18 protein-coding genes and 1 pseudogene are annotated in these 17,308 nt (G+C 45.3%); 12 read left to right on the top strand and 7 right to left on the bottom strand.

What is annotated here, in order from left to right:
* Positions 1 to 133: 133 nt before the first annotated feature.
* Both SYNPCCP_RS06560 and SYNPCCP_RS06555 read left to right on the top strand, forming a co-directional pair.
* A complete protein-coding gene (locus SYNPCCP_RS06560; RefSeq protein WP_010872472.1) occupies positions 134 to 1,951 on the top strand; it encodes a DUF389 domain-containing protein in 1,818 nt (605 codons plus the stop codon).
* 31 nt (positions 1,952 to 1,982) lie between these two features.
* Complete coding sequence (locus SYNPCCP_RS06555; RefSeq protein ID WP_010872471.1) at positions 1,983 to 2,273, top strand: 4a-hydroxytetrahydrobiopterin dehydratase; 291 nt, start codon at positions 1,983 to 1,985, stop codon at positions 2,271 to 2,273.
* A 128-nt stretch (positions 2,274 to 2,401) separates the two neighbouring features.
* On the opposite strand, the gene SYNPCCP_RS06550 is transcribed toward SYNPCCP_RS06555, so the two are convergent.
* The 5 genes from SYNPCCP_RS06550 to pstS all read right to left on the bottom strand — a co-directional run bounded on the left by SYNPCCP_RS06550 (position 2,402) and on the right by pstS (position 6,977).
* On the bottom strand, positions 2,402 to 2,917 hold the full coding sequence (locus SYNPCCP_RS06550) for a peptidylprolyl isomerase (protein WP_010872470.1): 516 nt from the start codon (positions 2,915 to 2,917) through the stop codon (positions 2,402 to 2,404).
* 180 nt (positions 2,918 to 3,097) lie between these two features.
* On the bottom strand, positions 3,098 to 3,913 hold the full coding sequence (gene pstB, locus SYNPCCP_RS06545) for a phosphate ABC transporter ATP-binding protein PstB (RefSeq protein ID WP_010872469.1): 816 nt from the start codon (positions 3,911 to 3,913) through the stop codon (positions 3,098 to 3,100).
* A gap of 53 nt (positions 3,914 to 3,966) precedes the next feature.
* Positions 3,967 to 4,839 (bottom strand): phosphate ABC transporter permease PstA, encoded by an 873-nt coding sequence (gene pstA / locus SYNPCCP_RS06540; RefSeq protein WP_010872468.1) that lies wholly within the window; start codon positions 4,837 to 4,839, stop codon positions 3,967 to 3,969.
* Between the two features lie 4 nt (positions 4,840 to 4,843).
* Positions 4,844 to 5,830, bottom strand: a complete 987-nt coding sequence (gene pstC / locus SYNPCCP_RS06535) for a phosphate ABC transporter permease subunit PstC (RefSeq protein ID WP_010872467.1) — start codon at positions 5,828 to 5,830, stop codon at positions 4,844 to 4,846.
* A gap of 145 nt (positions 5,831 to 5,975) precedes the next feature.
* Positions 5,976 to 6,977, bottom strand: a complete 1,002-nt coding sequence (gene pstS / locus SYNPCCP_RS06530; RefSeq protein WP_010872466.1) for a phosphate ABC transporter substrate-binding protein PstS — start codon at positions 6,975 to 6,977, stop codon at positions 5,976 to 5,978.
* Positions 6,978 to 7,592: 615 nt separating this feature from the next.
* On the opposite strand from pstS, the gene SYNPCCP_RS06525 reads away from it, so the two are divergent.
* The 3 genes from SYNPCCP_RS06525 to SYNPCCP_RS16775 all read left to right on the top strand — a co-directional run bounded on the left by SYNPCCP_RS06525 (position 7,593) and on the right by SYNPCCP_RS16775 (position 10,135).
* Complete coding sequence (locus SYNPCCP_RS06525; protein ID WP_010872465.1) at positions 7,593 to 8,849, top strand: MFS transporter; 1,257 nt, start codon at positions 7,593 to 7,595, stop codon at positions 8,847 to 8,849.
* 120 nt (positions 8,850 to 8,969) lie between these two features.
* On the top strand, positions 8,970 to 9,311 hold the full coding sequence (locus SYNPCCP_RS06520; RefSeq protein ID WP_010872464.1) for a DUF2973 domain-containing protein: 342 nt from the start codon (positions 8,970 to 8,972) through the stop codon (positions 9,309 to 9,311).
* Between the two features lie 93 nt (positions 9,312 to 9,404).
* Positions 9,405 to 10,135 (top strand): IS1 family transposase gene (locus SYNPCCP_RS16775; RefSeq protein ID WP_102014007.1). Its coding sequence is split into 2 segments (ribosomal slippage): positions 9,405 to 9,738 and positions 9,738 to 10,135, totalling 732 coding nucleotides; the frame shifts between segments, so codons are not numbered across the junction.
* A gap of 239 nt (positions 10,136 to 10,374) precedes the next feature.
* Here SYNPCCP_RS16775 and SYNPCCP_RS16770 read toward each other — a convergent pair.
* A pseudogene (locus tag SYNPCCP_RS16770) lies at positions 10,375 to 11,065 on the bottom strand (IS5 family transposase); the annotation flags it as partial.
* Positions 11,066 to 11,152: 87 nt separating this feature from the next.
* Positions 11,153 to 12,145, bottom strand: a complete 993-nt coding sequence (locus SYNPCCP_RS06505) for a LysR family transcriptional regulator (protein ID WP_231848056.1) — start codon at positions 12,143 to 12,145, stop codon at positions 11,153 to 11,155.
* Between SYNPCCP_RS06505 and SYNPCCP_RS06500 the strand changes: the two genes are divergently transcribed.
* The 7 genes from SYNPCCP_RS06500 (at position 12,134) to SYNPCCP_RS06470 (ending at position 17,227) form a co-directional block, all read left to right on the top strand.
* Complete coding sequence (locus tag SYNPCCP_RS06500; RefSeq protein WP_010872458.1) at positions 12,134 to 12,550, top strand: hypothetical protein; 417 nt, start codon at positions 12,134 to 12,136, stop codon at positions 12,548 to 12,550. The genes SYNPCCP_RS06505 and SYNPCCP_RS06500 overlap by 12 nt on opposite strands.
* Before the next feature lie 79 nt (positions 12,551 to 12,629).
* Complete coding sequence (locus SYNPCCP_RS06495) at positions 12,630 to 13,286, top strand: peroxiredoxin-like family protein (RefSeq protein WP_010872457.1); 657 nt, start codon at positions 12,630 to 12,632, stop codon at positions 13,284 to 13,286.
* A 34-nt stretch (positions 13,287 to 13,320) separates the two neighbouring features.
* Complete coding sequence (locus SYNPCCP_RS06490; protein WP_010872456.1) at positions 13,321 to 13,803, top strand: hypothetical protein; 483 nt, start codon at positions 13,321 to 13,323, stop codon at positions 13,801 to 13,803.
* Between the two features lie 195 nt (positions 13,804 to 13,998).
* On the top strand, positions 13,999 to 15,006 hold the full coding sequence (locus SYNPCCP_RS06485; RefSeq protein ID WP_010872455.1) for an adenylate/guanylate cyclase domain-containing protein: 1,008 nt from the start codon (positions 13,999 to 14,001) through the stop codon (positions 15,004 to 15,006).
* Between the two features lie 90 nt (positions 15,007 to 15,096).
* Positions 15,097 to 15,804 carry a DUF4079 domain-containing protein gene (locus tag SYNPCCP_RS06480; protein ID WP_010872454.1) on the top strand — a complete coding sequence of 236 codons (708 nt, stop codon included), beginning with the start codon at positions 15,097 to 15,099 and terminating at the stop codon, positions 15,802 to 15,804.
* A gap of 16 nt (positions 15,805 to 15,820) precedes the next feature.
* The gene (locus SYNPCCP_RS06475; protein ID WP_020861699.1) at positions 15,821 to 16,174 is read left to right on the top strand and encodes a cupin domain-containing protein; all 354 of its coding nucleotides are present in this window, start codon (positions 15,821 to 15,823) and stop codon (positions 16,172 to 16,174) included.
* A gap of 3 nt (positions 16,175 to 16,177) precedes the next feature.
* Positions 16,178 to 17,227 (top strand): DMT family transporter, encoded by a 1,050-nt coding sequence (locus SYNPCCP_RS06470; protein ID WP_010872452.1) that lies wholly within the window; start codon positions 16,178 to 16,180, stop codon positions 17,225 to 17,227.
* Positions 17,228 to 17,308 lie beyond the last annotated feature (81 nt).

Here is a 17,308-nt window from a genome sequence, read left to right as displayed (position 1 = left end):
ATGGGGATAATGTAAGGCAATATAACCTGGGATAGCCCAACCCCGAAAAGGTGGATGGCAATAATTCAGCAAACTCTCCCCAGAGTATAGTATTGGTCAAGCACAATGGAGACGATTAATCCCATCCCCCCCTATGTCAAAGTCCAAGTCCTCCGGGCATCGTTTTTCCCTGCTGATGTTACTGCGTCTACGCCGTGGCTTTACGAATAATTTAGATTTGACCGATGAACATAAGGTGCAAATCTACACCCAGTTATGTGAGTCCGTTAGCCTCAGGGACATAAGCTACTGGATTGAGGTTTTGTTTGCGGCGGGCATTGCCACCCTGGGGTTGGTACTGAACAGTCCAGCGGTAATCATTGGAGCAATGTTGATTTCCCCTTTGATGGGGCCAATTTTGGCCAATGGCATGGGTTTGGCGGCGGGAGACGTGGTGCTCTGGTTGCGGGCGGCGTTTAACTTATTACTGAGCTGTAGTTTAGCCATCGTTTTTGCAGCCATTCTGGTGGTCATAGTCCCTTTTAAGGAAATTACCCCCGAAATTTTGGCTAGAACCAATCCTACCCTTTTGGATTTAATTGTGGCTTTGTTTTCCGGGGCGGTGGGATCGGTGGCTACCTGCAAACAAGCGAAGGGGGTAGCGGCTTCTTTACCAGGGGTGGCGATCGCCGTGGCCTTGATGCCGCCATTGTGCGTGGTGGGTTACGGCATTGGTATCTATTTCAGCTTGGCTTCTTCCCAGGGTTTGACCGTGGCCAAGGGGGGAGGACTGCTATTCATCACCAACCTAGTGGCGATTATTTTCACCGCCATGATTGTGTTCTTTTTCGTCCACTTTGATGTGCGGGCAGTGCGGGAAGCCATTGGGGAATGGAAACAAGAAAATGCTGAAAGCCAAGTGGTCAGTTCTTGGTTGAGAAGATTGCCGGCCTACACCACTTTTCAACGGGTAGGAGGTTTGCCCAGTCGCTTTTTCTTGATCCTGGTTACCCTGGGGATCATTTCGTTTCCTCTGACCAAATCCCTGGAACAGGTGCGACGCCAAGTGACCCAGCAACGGGAAGAAAACCAACTTAATTCCACCATTAAGCAGATCTGGCAGGATAATTTCGACGGGGGCGATGATGAATTTCGTTCCTACATCGACCAGGTAAAAGCGAAACGGGATAACAACCAAGTATCGATACAACTCCAGGTGGTGACCGACAAGCTCTACAGCCAGGAAGATGAAGACCGCTTTGTGGACAAGTTAGCCACTGCCCTGGACCTTAGCCCCAGTGACATTACCTTGCGGTTTGTGCAAATTCCCACCAGCCAAGCGGTTAACACGGAATCTATTCCAGTCATCACCCAAGTTAGTTATTTGCCAGACCTACAGGGGGAATTGATGGGGGAAATTAGTCGTTCCCTCGCCCTGGTGAGCCTTCCTGATGCCCTGCAATTGGTGGATTATCAAGTCGTACTCCGGAGCGATAATTCCGCTTTTAAGTTAGTGGTCATCTACCTTGGTGATCGAGATTTACAGGAGGACGCCCAAGTTATTCTTTCCAATCAAATTCGGCGATCGTTACAGGTTAATGATGCCATGGTGGAATACCAACGCCTCGCCACAGATCAAGGGCTTATTCCCCTCACCGTTCTCGATGAAACTGCGGCGATCGCCAGTGCTCCCCTGAATCTTTCCAACCAAGATCAAGCAGTACTCGACAATGTGGGACAAATTCTCCGGTCCCATCCCTCTCTGTATTTGCGACTCACCATTCAACGTCCTCCAGATAGTAATCCCGCCAGTCTTTTTTCCCAAACAGAGCAGATTAGAACTTATTTGAGTGATAACTGGCAAATTCCCGATAGCCGGGTGCAGGAAACCACCAACGTGGGCGAACCAACCCAGGTTTCCTTCAATCTTTTTCTGGGAGATGATATAACGGATGGCAGGAACAATCCCTAACCAATAGTTAAAAATCTAGATAAATTGCACCATGGCCACCCCCCAACGTTTAACTGACCCAGAAATCCAAACTGCCCTGGGAGAACTCGGCGGTTGGAGCTTGCAGGGCAATAAACTCCATCGTCAATTTAAGTTTGCCAATTTTAATCAAGCTTTCGGTTTTATGACTCGGTTAGCGTTGGTGGCGGAAACCCTGAACCATCATCCAGAATGGTCCAATGTATATAATCGGGTCACCATTGATTTAACCACCCATGATGCAGGCGGCATTACAGAATTGGATGTTAAGTTTGCCACCAAGGCTAATAGTTTTGCTGATTGATTTTCACTCAAATTTGACCAATAAAAACCCCCTCGATTATCAATTCAAAACTAATCAAGGGGACTGTCTTACTTTATTTTTCCAACAAGGTTTTTAACAGAGTCTATACACACTAGTGTCAATCAGGCTTATTTAATTTCACCACAATCGCTGATAACGATCGCCTGTTTAGTTTGACCACTTTGGGAACCGTTAGCTTCAAGTTGCTCTAGAATTTCTAAACCTTCCACCACTTCACCAAAAACGACGTGCTTACCATCAAGCCAAGGGCAAGGTACAAAGGTTAAGAAGAATTGGGAACCGTTGGTATTGGGCCCGGCATTGGCCATGGACAATAGCCCAGGGCGATCGTGCTTTAACTGGAAATTTTCATCGGCAAATTTTTCTCCATAAATAGACTCACCGCCGGTACCGTTGCCCCGGGTAAAATCTCCCCCTTGGGCCATGAAATCGGTGATGACTCGATGGAAATGGGAACCTTTGAAGTGTAGGGGTTTACCAGCTTTACCCACACCTTTTTCTCCAGTGCAAAGGGCCCGGAAATTTTCAGCGGTTTTGGGGGTAACTTCGTCAAACAATTCCATCACAATGCGACCTGCGGTATCGCTGCCGATGGTAATATCAAAAAAAACTTTGCTCATCATACAAATTTCATTGGGCAACCCATTTTACCAGATTTCTGAATGGCAATAGGTGGCGAGCCAGTTTTAGCCCAGGCAAAATTGAGCAGATTGAATGCTTACTGAAGACTAGTTTCTAAAGTAAAAATTAAGAGGTAATACAAGCAAACGTTATATGAAGGAGGGCACCATAAACAGGAGTATCTAGCCAAAGCGACCAGCCACATAATCCCTGGTTTGGGTTTCCTGGGGACTAGAGAAAATATTCTGGGTGGTGTCGAATTCTACTAACTGACCGATACGGCTTTCATCGGTATTGAAAAACGCTGTGTAGTCAGACACCCTCAGGGCCTGTTGCATATTGTGGGTCACAATGGTGATGGTCACATTTTCCCGCAGACTATTGATTAATTCCTCAATTTTCAGAGTAGAAATAGGATCGAGAGCAGAACAGGGTTCATCCATTAACAACACCTTGGGATTGACCGCTAACGCCCTGGCAATACATAGGCGTTGCTGTTGTCCCCCCGATAAACCCAAAGCAGATTTTTTCAAACTATCCTTGACTTCATCCCACAACACTGCCCTAGTGAGGGAACGTTCGACAATTTCATCCAATTCGGCCCGGCTCACATTGCAACAAAGTTTAACCCCATAGACAATGTTGTCGTAAATGCTGGTGGGGAAAGGATTGGGGCGCTGAAAGACCATGCCAATTTCCCGACGCAGGCTATTAATATTGACCTTTTGATCGTAAATATTTTGTCCGAAAAATTCGATTTTCCCGGTTACTTTCACCCGTCCCTCCAGTTCGGCAATGCGGTTAAAAGCTTTGAGCAAAGTTGATTTACCACAACCAGAAGGGCCAATCATGGCAGTGACCTTACCAACGGGGATTGCCATGGTTACCCCCTCTAACACTTTTTTGGTGCCGTAATAAAATCCCAAACCTTCAACCCTGAGGGCAGGCTGTAAATCCGCTGCTGTGGAGCTGGGCATTGAACCGGACAAATTAGTCATAGCTGGTAAACGGAGAAAACGGGAAAATTAACGATTAGGTATTGATGGCAGAGCTAAAAACGCCGACGGATCAGCAGACGGGAGGATAGATTAATGGTCAAAACCAGCATTAATAGTACAAGAGAAGCGGTCCAGGCAATGGCGTTCTGTTCTTCAAAAGGAGAACTGGCATAGTTGTAAATCAGTACGGGCAGGGAAGGGGTGGGGGCCATTAACCCCTCTTGCCAGAATTGACTGAAGAGCGCAGTGAACATCAAAGGAGCCGTTTCCCCGGCGGCCCTCGCCACTGCTAACAATACCCCAGTGGTAATGGCGGGAATGGCACAGGGAATTACCGTTTTGACTGTGGTTTCCCATTTACTAGCCCCCAGGGCAGCGGAACCCAGGCGGTAATGGAGAGGCACTAATTTCAGCGCTTCTTCTGTAGTCAAAGCAATAATGGGAGTCATAATTACCCCTAAAGCTAGACCCCCGGCGTAGGCCGAAAATTGCTTGGTGGTAATAACCAGTACTCCATAGGCAAATACCCCCACAATTACCGAGGGCACACTGCTCAGAATCACGGTGACAAAACGTACCCCATTGGCGATCGCCGAGCCGGCCGCAAACTCCGCCAAAAATACCCCAGTCATCACCCCCAGGGGCACACTAAAAAGAGCGCCCAGTCCGACCATGGTCAGAGTACCCACAATGGCATTGGCAAAACCGTTGGGTTCCCCTTCCACCCCCACTGGAGCTGGTAGATGGATAAACACTTCCCAGGAAAGAGTGGGCAAACCTCGTTGAATAATGGCAGCTAAGATAGCCAACAAAGGCAGCAGAGCCACAAGGGTGAGGGTAAAGGACAACCCCCCCATCACCCAGGCAAAACCATTACGGAAAAAGGATAGGGGCGCAAGTAAACTACTAGGGGCAGAACTTTTCATCGCTTTAATTGCTCTCCCCTTGACGACGAATGGTTGCCACCATCAACACCGCCAGACTATTAATACCGAGGGTAATAACGAAAAGGATTAAAGCTAAATACATCAAAGCGCCGATGTGCAGCTCATCCACTGCTTCGGCAAATTGGTTAGCTAGCACTGAGGGAATGGTATATCCCGGTGCCAGTAGGGAAGCCGAGATAATATTTGAGTTACCGATCACCATTGTTACTGCCATGGTTTCTCCGAGGGCCCTACCTAGGGCCAAAATAGTGGCACCAATAATGCCAGAACTAGCAGAGGGCAAAATCACCGAGCAGATAGTTTCCCATCGGGTTGCCCCCAGGGCCATGGAAGCGCTACGGAGGCTGGGGGAAACAGAGAGTAAAATGTCCCGGCTGATGGAAGCAATGGTGGGAATAATCATCACGGTCAGCACCAATCCCGCCACCAGCATGCTGGGGCCAAAGGGTTCCGTACCAAAAATTGGTAACCAACCCAGATATTTAAACAGTGCCCCCTGCACAGGCATTAACACTGGAATGAAGACAAAAATGCCCCATAGACCAATGATCACGCTGGGAATGGAAGCAATCAGTTCCACCAGAAAGGCAATGGGCACCCGCACCGGAGCAGGTAGAAGGTTTTCGCTGGTCATAACCGCCACGGCCAGCCCCAAGGGCAGGGCAAAAATTAGGGCGATGAAGGAACTAACCACCGAGCCGAAAATATAGGGTAAGCCGCCAAACAGTTGCCCACTGCTGTCCCATTGTTGACTGACGATGAATTCCCAACCAAACTTGGCGATCGCCGGTCGGGCATCGGTAAAAACCACCCAGGCGATCCAGCCGAGAATCACCACTACTCCGAGGGAACAGAGACGGGTCAACTGTTTAAAGCCCCAGTCCAAACCATTGGTGAGGGAATTCCCTTGGGTAATATCCCCTCCCCGGGCCAGAGTGAATTCTGAACGACGTGAAAAACCTTCCACCATACCTATTGCCTTTTCCTAGAGCCTGTTTGCCAAGTTTTAATTTGCCCCCTAAATCTCCCAATACCGGGGGATCTTTATCCAGTTTCTTCCCGAACTGAGGAGACTAGGGGAGCTTGAAAAACCGCAGATTGACTTGATATTTGGTTTATTTGATCTTGTTAACTGCTGCAATTACCCGTTGGGCAACGGCGGGAGGAATTTTGGTGTACTCCAACTGGGTATTATGGTTTTGGCCAGTGGTCAAAATCCAGCGCACCAAAGCTTTGACGTCCTTGGCAACGTTGGCATTTTTATTGTTTTGATACACCAACAACCAGGTCAAACCCACAATGGGATAACCGGAGGCAGGATCACTTATTTCAGCAACAAAGTTCGCGTCAAACTTGGCTCCACTGATGGCTTTATTGGCCTCTGCCAAGCTGGGTTCTACATACTGACCGGCCTTATTTTGTACCTTGGCGGTTTGCAGATTGGGACCCTCGTTACGGCGGGCAAAGGTGTCCTGGACATAACCGATCGCCCCGGGGGTTTGCTTAACCGTTGCCGCTACCCCGTCATTTTTCGGACCTTTCAGTACTTGGAAACCCCAGTTGGGATCTTGGCTAGCACCAATCTTGCTTCTAAAGGTGCTACTAATAGCGCTGAGGTGGCTAGTAAAAATATCCGTGGTGCCACTACCATCGGCCCGTACCACAACTCGAATGGGAGTGTTGGGCAGTTTGGAATCCACCTGGTTCCAGGTTTTTAGTTCCCCGGTGAAAATTTTACCCAAGGCAATGCGAGAAAGTTGTACTTTTTTGCCTGGTAAATTGTAAACTACCGCCACAGCGCCACCAGCGGTGGGCACCATAACCACACCCCGTTTCATCTGTTGACGTTGGGCGGAAGTGGGCACAGCATCGGTGGCACCAAAATCAACGGTTTCACCGATAAATTGACGAATACCAGCGCCACTACCGACGGAGTTGTAATTGACAGTATTACCGGTAGCTTTTTTATACTCAGCAAAATAACGTTGGTAGAGTGGGGCCGGAAAACTCGCTCCCGCACCATTGAGGGTACCGGCAATGGCCTGGCCAATGCCACCAAAACCGACGATAACGCTGACTACGGAGAAGGTAGCAACTTTTTGCAGTGAACTAAGCATAGGAATTTGCAATCTAAATTGTAGTGCAGTTGAAACAGTCAGCCCTTGTTCGCTGATGGGGTTTCCATTGGCATAATTATCGACCTAAAAAAACGGCAAAACCCTAGGGTAAGACGGGCCGTTTGCTGTCAATAAAGCCAGAAACCTTACTGGTCCGTTCTAGCTAACAATATTAGTTGCATTTTGTTAATTTAAAACACGAAATTTTTTTTATTTTCAATGCATAATTTCCCAAAAAAGTCGATTAACTTTTGGTTAACCATAGCCGTTTTTTGACTTATTTTAAGGGGAGTTAATCAGTTGATTAAGTCGAAATTAAGATAGAATTAAGAAAAGATTAAGCCGGCAAGTAATTGGTCGAAATATTCTTGTTTTTTTGTGGTTATCCCTTGAAAAAAACTGAAAGTTATTGCCTGTTGAGAGTGGGGGGTTAACCCTGTCAACCCTCCCCAGATTGATCTACAAAATGTTCAATTTCACCATCGCAGACCGATTTGGCTTCCCCACGCCCCGCTCACCCTGGTAAGGAATTTTGGGTCTATCATGGAAAAGCAAACTGTAAAGAAACCTTAAGCAGTTGCCCTTTGCCTCATTTCCTCCCCAGCAGATTATTCCGTGAGTTCTTTCCAGACCCTCCGTCAACTATCTCCCTCCACCCAGAAAACTTTTGCTCTGTTGTTTGCTTCAGTGCTGATGTTTTGGCTCAGCCTCACTGCCCTTCTTCCCACTCTGCCCATGTATGCCCAGGATGTGGGAGCAACGAAACAACAAGTGGGTTGGATTATGGGGAGTTTCGCCCTTGGCCTGTTGGGGTCCAGAATTTGGATTGGTCAGTTGGTTGATCGCCGGGGGAGAAAAATTGCCATTGTCATTGGTGCATTGGTTGTGGCTCTGGCCCCCTTGGGATACCTACTCACCGCCACTGTGGGAGCTTTAATGGCCATTCGAGCTTTTCACGGCATTTGCTTGGCTGCCTATACCACCGGCTATAACTCCCTAGTGGTGGATTTATCCCCACCCCAACAACGGGGGGAAATTATTGGCTATATGAGTTTAGCGGTGCCTATTGGTATGGGATTTGGGCCGGCTGTGGGGGCTTACATTTCCCAAAGCATTGGCTACGAATTCCTATTCATTGCCTCTTCCCTGTTGGGCTTTATTTCCCTGGTTTTGGCCCTACAGGTGCGGGAAAACCGTCCCCCAGATCAATCGTCAGCAGAGGATGTTTTCGGCGATCGCCCCCGACCCCGTTCCATCGGCAAACTCCTCACCAGTCGCTCCATGGCCGTACCCACCTTGGTGTTACTGCTGATTGGGCTTTTGTTCGGTAACTTGGCCACTTTTTTGCCCCTGTTTGTGCGGGAAATTGACCTAGCTACCTATGCGGGAGTTTTTTACAGTGTGGCGGCGATCGCCAGTTTTGTGCCCCGCCTCTTCCTTGGTTCCTTGGCGGATACCTATGGTCGGGGGCTATTCATTGTCGGTAGCCTGATTTGCTATTTGCTGTCTATGGTGTGCCTTGCCCAAGCGGATAACTCTTGGGAATTATTGACCGCAGCCGCCCTCGAAGGAGCAGGTAGTGGCATTTTATTACCCACCACCATCGCCCTAATTTCCGATCGTTCCTCCCTGGAGGAAAGGGGAAGGGTTTTCTCCGTGTGCATGAGCGGTTTTGATGGAGGCATTGCCATTGCCGCTCCCATTATGGGCGTACTGAACGAGATATTTGGTTACCGCCATGTATTTTGGCTCAGCGGCGGATTAGCCCTGGCGGCAATCATGGTTTTTGGCATTTTTTCCAACCCCACCATCGGCCGTTCCCTCAGGTTTTGCATTGGCCGCAGTAGGGACCTCTACGCCACTCCCCAATAGACCTCCTGGACCTAGATAATTCCTGTCAACGGCGGAAAATCTTGTTAAGCTAGAACAAGACTCAGGCGATCGTTCCTAAATTTTTCCTGCCCGGTTCCATGCTGAAAAAATTTTTCTACCATGGCGCTCAGCGGGGTCGCCATTGAACAATTGGGGAAAATTTCAGTGCTGCATCTTATTTATATTTTGGCCTTCACCGTGATTGCCTTCCTTGCTGTTAGCAACCTAATTCGGAGCTTAATTTCCGTCAGCATGGGCAGCCAGCGCACTCCACCCAACAGTTTTTCCCGTCGCTTTGGCCAGAGCAGTCACCCGGAGTTGTTCGATGACCAGGGTCGCCCCATCAGTGAGCCCTTATTGGTGATGCGCTCCGTCAATGTTGACGATGCCAGGGAAAAGTTGAACGCCATTTTTGATGCTTCCCCTAGTGTGACTTTCCAAGAAGGCGAAGAGGAAAAATAATCCTGTCAAGAATCAGCAATAAAATTTTCGAGAATTTCAAATAGATAATGACGTAGGATGATAGGGAATATTGGGTAATGAGCTTTTGCAAAGATGTCTACACACTGTCACTGTCCTCAATGTGGTCATGGGAATGTCGTCAAAAATGGCTTTGTCAAGGGGAAGCAACGATTCAAATGTAAGAGGTGCCAATATAAATTTACCAATCTCTCCAAGGAACGGGGTAAACTTCTCTGGATGAAACTAGAAGCGGTCTTATTGTACATGGGTGGTATGTCAATGAATGCCACAGCAAAACTCTTGGGAGTTTCCACTCAGTCACTGCTCAACTGGATTAGGGATTTTGGCGAAGCAAACTACGAGAAACCGGCTCCAGACTCAGCGATCGTAGTGGAATTAGACGAACTGTGGCATTTTCTTCAGGCCAAAAAAACAAGTTATGGCTCTGGAAGGCATATGACCGTGTTACTGGGAGACTCATCGACTGGGAACTGGGAAATCGTGATAGTCAAACCCTGAGTCGTTTGCTGGAGAGACTGGCAAAGTGGAAAGTGACAGTGTCCTGTACCGATGACTGGAGGCCCTATCAACAACTGCTGGATGAACATCCTGATGCGTTTCATGGGATTAGCAAAAGAGAAACAGTAGGAATTGAGAGAAACAACTCAGATAATCGCCATTGGCTTGCTAGATTTCATCGCCCCACGAAAGTTATCTCCAGGTCAGCCCACATGGTTAATATCACCATGGCAATATTTGCCAAATTCAGGGTCAATGGTAACATAGAACTATTACGCAACTGGCGCCTTTCATTACTTTCTTGAGACTCTCAAGCAGAAAAGTCAAAGGCGAAGAGTGGCCCGGCTATTCCATCCAAGGTGTTATTAGGAAAACCAAGTTCTCCTTCTACTTGACTCAGAGCCCCAAATGCTAAATCACTATTACCCCACCAAGGTTGGCTTGTTAAAAGGCTCTCATTGTCACTGTAACTTCCTTTAAAAGTCTCCACCGTGTAGTTTTGTCCATTGTCACCGCTTCGACAGAGGGGGCAACAAAAGCGCTGCCAACTGAACGTCCTATCGACAATCCATCTTTTTGGTAAGACCTCAAAAGACTTCCCTGAACGACTAATCACCTGGACTTTGGCTTGAGTTAAGAGCCAGATGGCTAACCCAAAGGTATCACCTCGATAACCCTGGTCTACTAACATGCTCTTGACAGACTCGAGGAGTTGAGTTCCTTCTTTAAGCAAACTCATCAGAGCATAAGCTGTGACGATACGTTCACTTGCATTTGCTTCGGTCACTATCACTTTTAAGACTAAGCCCAGACTATCGACGATTAGATGACGCTTTCGCCCTTTCACCTTCTTACCTCCGTCAAAACCGTAGACTTCCCCCTTTTTTCGGTGGTTTTTACCGATTGGCTATCTGCCGCTATTACGCTAGGTTGAAGGCTCTTGCCACTCTAGAGGCGGCATTGCTCCAGCAGCCTTAGATTGAGCCTTTCCCACACGCCATGACGTTGCCATTTACGATAATAGCTATAGACCGTGCTACTAGGAGGAAAGTCATGGGGTAACATTGCCCTGCCCATTGACAACCCGTTTTTAGTTGGTAGTAAATACCATTACAAACCGCTCGCATATCTGTGGTTCGTGGGTGTCCTCCGGGCTTTGCGGGAGGAATCATTGGTTCAACTATTGCCCATTCTGCATCGCTCAGGTCTGTTTCATAGGCTGTCAGACTTTTCATACTCTTTGTCTCCTTCTGCTCTTACTCTTAGTTTTCCTTTTTTTCTTCTCTTACTTGCTATCCATTATAAGACTTTATAAATGGGCTCTAAACACCATAATCAGAAACCCAGGGATCTAGCTTAAATTCTTCCCGCAAAAAATCAATAAAGCAATGAACTTTGGCAGGATAAAAGCGACTGCGACGATAGACCGCATAAATGGGAAAAGGGACGGGTTGATAATCCTGTAAAACAACTTTAAGATTCCCCTGGTAAATATCGTCACCAAACATCCAGATGGGAGCAATTGCAATGCCTAAATCTGATAAAACTGCGGCTCGCACAGCAACGGAGCTATTGGTTTGAAAACTACCTTTAACATTGATTGCAATGACTCCATTTTTTCCATGAAAATGCCATTCATTAATGGTGGACAAGGATGTGTATACAATACAGTTGTGTCTGGTCAATTCCTCTGGTGTTTTCGGTTCTCCTGATTTTTCAAAATAACTGGTACTGGCGACTGTTACACGACGAGTAATACCAATTCTTTCACTAATTAGAGCCTTATCTTGATGATTTCCAATACGAATAGCAAGATCTAGTCCTTCCTGCACCATATCAACAAAATAGTCGGCCATCATTAAATCTATTTTGACCTGGGGATAACGGGCGATAAACAGACTTAAGCGGGGCACAATTTGCATTTCGCCGAATAGGACTGAACAACCCAGCCGTAAGGTGCCAACGGCTTTTTCTTTACCTTCTAAACTTGCTTCAGCTTCAGCAACTGTTTCTAAAATTTGTTGACAGTATTGATAATATTGTTTCCCTTCCTCTGTCAAATTTAGTTTGGTAGTGGAGCGAGTGATTAACCGTACCCCCAGATATTTTTCCAAGGCGGCAATTTGTTTACTGATAGTTGGTTGAGTTGTTTGTTGCTCCCTCGCGGCGGCGGAAAAGCTATTCATTTCAATTGCTCGAACAAAGCTCTGCATACAAGCAAGACGATCCATCGCAATACCTATTCCAATCTGGCATATGGCATATTCTATTTTGCCGGCTTCCCATCGAAAAAAAAACAGGCAATGATATCTCAATCAATAATTCCCATTCCTAAAAACTCGATGTTAAGACTAAAAACCGTTAGTTCTTTGCTAACCCCCCTTATTCTGGCTGGCATGATTGGCCTAGGAGATGTCGCCCTTCACAGTTTTCTACCCCAAACTCAAAGTACGGCGATCGCCGCTCCCCCTTCGGCAAGCCAAGAACAGATCGAACTTATTATCGCCAGTAAAGGAAAAACAGGCAGTGGAGACCAATTGAGGCGATTTTTTTACGGTGATCTAGAACCATTAGGAGTGCAACCGGGGGGCGCTGGAATGGTTGTCAATCTGTACAGTAAAAAGAACGATGTTACCTTTTCCTATTGTGCAACCTACGACGTAGTTGTGGCAGTAAAAGGAGGCCGGGTCGCCATGTTTCCCGCCAGTGAAGTCAAGTAGATCTCCGGGAATTTGTTCAATTAGGGCAATCTTTAGGGGATATGATGGGTTATAGCCTCCAGCTATCTCCGGAAAGATTGTGAATTTACAAATTGAATTATACAAGTTCCAGCAAGAATCTTTGAAAAGGTCTTCACCTGAAAGAGCTGCTATTTTTTCTGATTTTATTCAAGGTCTGAGTGAGGAATTTAGAAATCGAAGACTATTAAGAATAGGAGATTTTGCCCCAGACTTTACCCTGAAGAATACCAAAGGAGAAACGATCATTCTCTCCGAACAATTAAAGACTGGTCCCATATTACTTAAGTTTTTTCGAGGTTACTGGTGTCCCTATTGTGGTTTAGAATTGCGCGCTTATCAAAAGGTTGTTAATAAAATTAGGGCATTGGGAGGGACAATTCTGGCTATTTCTCCCCAAACTCTAGTTGCTTCTCAAAAAACCATTGATCGTCATGATTTGACTTACGATCTCCTCAGCGACAGTGGTTTTCAAACAGCTCAGGATTATGGATTAGTTTTTACCGTTCCCGATGCTGTTAAGCAAATTTATTTACAATCAGGCTGTGTTATTCCTGAGCACAATGGCACCGAAGAATGGTTATTACCCGTGCCGGCCACATTTGTAATTGATCGCCGCGGCCATATCGCCCTAGCTTACGCCAATGTGGACTTTCGTGTTCGCTACGAACCTGAGGATGCCATTGCCATTTTACTGTCTCTTTTTGTTGGCAATTGACTAATTTTTTTCCTAATTTAAGGAATTTAACGCTATGAATATTCGTCCCCTTGTTAGTTCTTTGTCTGCTTTAGCTATTTCTGTAGCTCTGTTGCCCTTGGCTAATTTCCCAGCCCAAGCCCAAATGGTAATGCGTTTTACCACTCCCTTTGTCACGGATTCTGGTTTTGTGGGAGCCGCCGGCAATATGCACTACATCACCCTAGCCGTTACCGGATTTTCCTTAGAATCGGCCACCATTAGTTTACCCATTGACATGGGGCGTTCCATTGATGTCAAAGCTTTTGATCCTAATGGCAAGGAAATTCCCACCACTACAAAAGTGTCCCCTGGGGGAGTAACCATCGACTTTAACCAACCGGTTGAGGCTAATACTTATGTAAGACTGCAATTATCGGGGATTGATATGTCACGAATGGGGGGACGGGTTCTTTATCGTGTCACCACTAAGCTAGAGGGTGTCGATGGAGATATTCCCATTGGTTCGGCAATGGTTCGCTTGAAAGAGCAAGGTTAAGATTAGTAATAATTTAATCTTAGGCGTTGCAAAATTAGGATATAACCAGCAAAACTTATAACCAATTTTGTTTTTATTTCTTCGATCTGCAATGCCTATTAATTAACCTAACTGATTGATTAGCAAAACGCGATTAATAAGTTAACTTAAGTAATTAAAAAGCACTGACTTGCTGGAAATTTAAGAGATTTAAACGTGAATAAAGTGCCGACTCTTATCTGTTTGCCCGACAATCGATTACTGGAAATTGACTCAAACGAGACTATTTTGGATGCCCTTTTAAAGGGTGATATTGCCCACATAAGTGTGTGCGGCGGGAAAGCCAATTGCTCAACCTGCCGCATTATGGTTCTAGATGGTATAAAAAATTGTAGTCCTCCTACCAGTATCGAACAAGCCCTTGCTAAAAAATTAGATTTTCCCTTTCACGTCCGTCTAGCGTGTCAAACAAAACTATCAAATTCAGCAACTATCCGTCGTTTAGTGTTGGATGAGGGCGATATAGATTTAATTGATCATCAATTAACTACGGGGGCAATCAATACCGAGCGCAATGTTGCCCTATTAATGGCTAATATTCGTGGGGCAACTAATTTTGATGAAGTTAATTTTCCCTACGATATTGTCTATGTTATGGGACGCTATTTCAGTCAAATGCAAAAAATTATTGAAAAATATGGAGGGACAATTTCCAACGTCATGGGACGAAAAATGTTGGTTGCTTTTGGTCTCAAGGAGTTTGATGTTTCTGCTGCAGAAAGGGCAACTTGGGCAGCCTTGGAAATGTTTAAATCAGTTCAAGAATTAAATACCTTATTAAATCAAATGCGCTATCGCCCCTTGAATTTAAGTATGGGGATTCATTCTGGAAGTGTTGTTTTTGTTCCATTGGTGGCGGCGCAATCTACCCTATTAACGCCCCTAGGTGAGGTGGCCGCCATTGTCAATCTTCTCGAATCAGCAAACAAACTAAAAGGAACACAACTATTAGTTTCCCAAGATGTTTATCAGGTAATTAAGAACCAGGCAAGGGTCGGCAATCAAATCATCCTCAAAGAAAAAGAAACTACTCTGCAAGCCTATGAAATTTTGGCAATGCAAGGCACTCCCCCCATTATCGAAGATGTTGAGGTTGTTCCACGTCGTCAACGGCTTCTGACATTTGTTAAAAAATTTGCAGGTTCTTGGCTAAAATCTTCTTAAAATATCCCTTTTTCTGCTGGAAAAAGAGAATTTAAATATTTAGTCTTAAATTATTTAAAAATTGTTTAATAAACTCGGGGATTAATTTTTATGATGGATTTTCAAGATACCTGGGCTTTGTTACATCCGGCGATCGCCGTGGTTGTGGTTTTCCCTCTGTTGGGCATTGTGCTTAACCGTGCTTTACTCACCCGGGAACGGCGTTTGGCGATGAAGGTGGGCGAGAAAAGTAAAATTCCTCCCATCGTTGGCACCGAACACGTGGCGATCGGAAGATATCTTAGTATGGCGGTGGTGGGCGTTACTTTTCTAGGGTTAGCCTATCCTATTTTTTCTAAGTTTATTAATAAAAATCTAATTTCTGAAGAGCCTTTTCGGGTTTTATTTATCATTGCGCTGTTCATTTTAAGTATTACTTCTTTCATCTTTCTTTTTCAAGCTAAAACAAGAATTTGGCGGGGGATCTTTGCCACCTTAACGGGAATGGGACTAGTGCTCTTAGGTTGTCAGCCCGAAATTTATCGTCGAGACCATGAATGGCTTGTCTCCCATTTTTATTATGGAATTTTAGCCGCGCTGTTAATGATTTTTTCAGTGGCTACGATTCAAGATATTTATCAAGATCGTCGAAATCGTTGGCGTAATGCCCACATTATTATTAATAGTTTCGCTTTATTGCTCTTTATTGGTCAGGGCATAACTGGGGCAAGGGATTTGCTGGAAATTCCACTTCATTGGCAAAAGCCTTATATTTATCAATGTGATTCCGTCGGTAAAACCTGTCCTCAGTTCAAATAAAGAGAGGATTATTGCAATGGATAGCCAACGAATTTTTGACCTAGAGCAAATTGCTTGTTTTTCTGAGCAAGGGGCAACGGTAACGTCGGTAATCGAGACAGAAAACTCTAGTATTGCGGTTTGGGGCGTTCAACCTCAGCAGATTGTTCAGCCCCATTCCCATCCCGATGGTCAGGACACTTGGGTGATGCTCAAAGGTACTTTAACTTACTGTTTGGGGGATGGGCAAAGTCAAATTTTGCACCAAGGAGAAGTGGCGATCGCCGAGAAAAATCAAGTCCACGGAGCAATTAACCATGGTCGGGAAAATGCAGTTTTTGTTTCTATCTATTCGGCTCCCCACATTGGCTATCAAAAGGAATCAGCATAGTAAATGAAACATGTTTTTTCTGGCTTTCAGACTTTTCTCAAACAAGTTCATAGTCCAATTTATCTTGCCCTTGCCGTTGTTATTTTTTCGGCTGCCAATCCTGTAACTAGTCGTATTATTGAATTGGGTAAAACGTATGAGATCAACGGTCGGAATCCTATTTCCTTCTGTAATGTCCTCTTTGTTGGTAATTTATGCGCCTTGGGTTTGATGATCTTAATTTTTCACCCTGATTGGCAACTTCATAAATTAAGAAAATTAACCCGAAAAGATTGGTTCCTTTTGACTGTTACAGCCATTTTGTCAAGGGCGATCGCCCCTGGATTAATGTTCAGTGCTTTGGAAAAAACTAATGTAACAAATGTGGTTTTAATTGGACGGCTGGAACCAGTTTTTACCTTAATTTTAAGTATTTTATTACTGAAAATATCAGTTAATTGGTTAAGCATGGTGGCGACCTTGATTTCCTTTGTCGGAGTCGCTGTTACGGTTTTTTGGGGGGTTGCTGATCCCCTTGATATGGTGATAAATTTCGATTTTGGCTTGGGGGAAAGCTTTGTGGCGATCGCCGCTTTTATTTCAGCAATCACAACAATTTTGAGTAAGCAACAATTACAATCTATTCCCGTAGGTATTTTTACTGTTTATCGTAGTTTGCTGGGAACTTTTGTGTTTTTTTGGATAGCAGTTATTATTTACGGATTTGACCATTTTATGGATGTTTCTTCTCCCATTTTATGGCGATGGATGTTAATTTATGGTGCTATTATTGTCGTTGTTGGTCAAGTGGCTTGGTTAGCCGGTCTCAAAAATGCAAGTTTTATTCAAATTAACTTAGCAAGTCTAGTAACTCCTATTTTGGCGATTATTTTTGCCTATCTAATCTTGCTGGAAACGCCCACAAACGCTCAGTATTTAGGCGGAATCTTGTTGTTGTTGGGGGCAATACTAAGTTTTATTGATAATCTGAAAACAGCAAAAGATAAGCAAGCTTCAAAGCCTTTAAATTCCCGGGAAGCAATGGATACAAATGTGGGCTTTAGGGGAGTTTAGACAATCATCTAGATTTTTGCGGTTTGGTTAGCAAATAGCTGGTAAAATACTCGCACGACAAACGCACATGATTAACAATAA

Source organism: Synechocystis sp. PCC 6803 substr. PCC-P, assembly GCF_000284455.1.
GTDB lineage: Bacteria > Cyanobacteriota > Cyanobacteriia > Cyanobacteriales > Microcystaceae > Synechocystis.
Note: the sequence above shows the minus strand (reverse complement) of the source record. Positions and strands in the feature narration are given on the sequence as shown.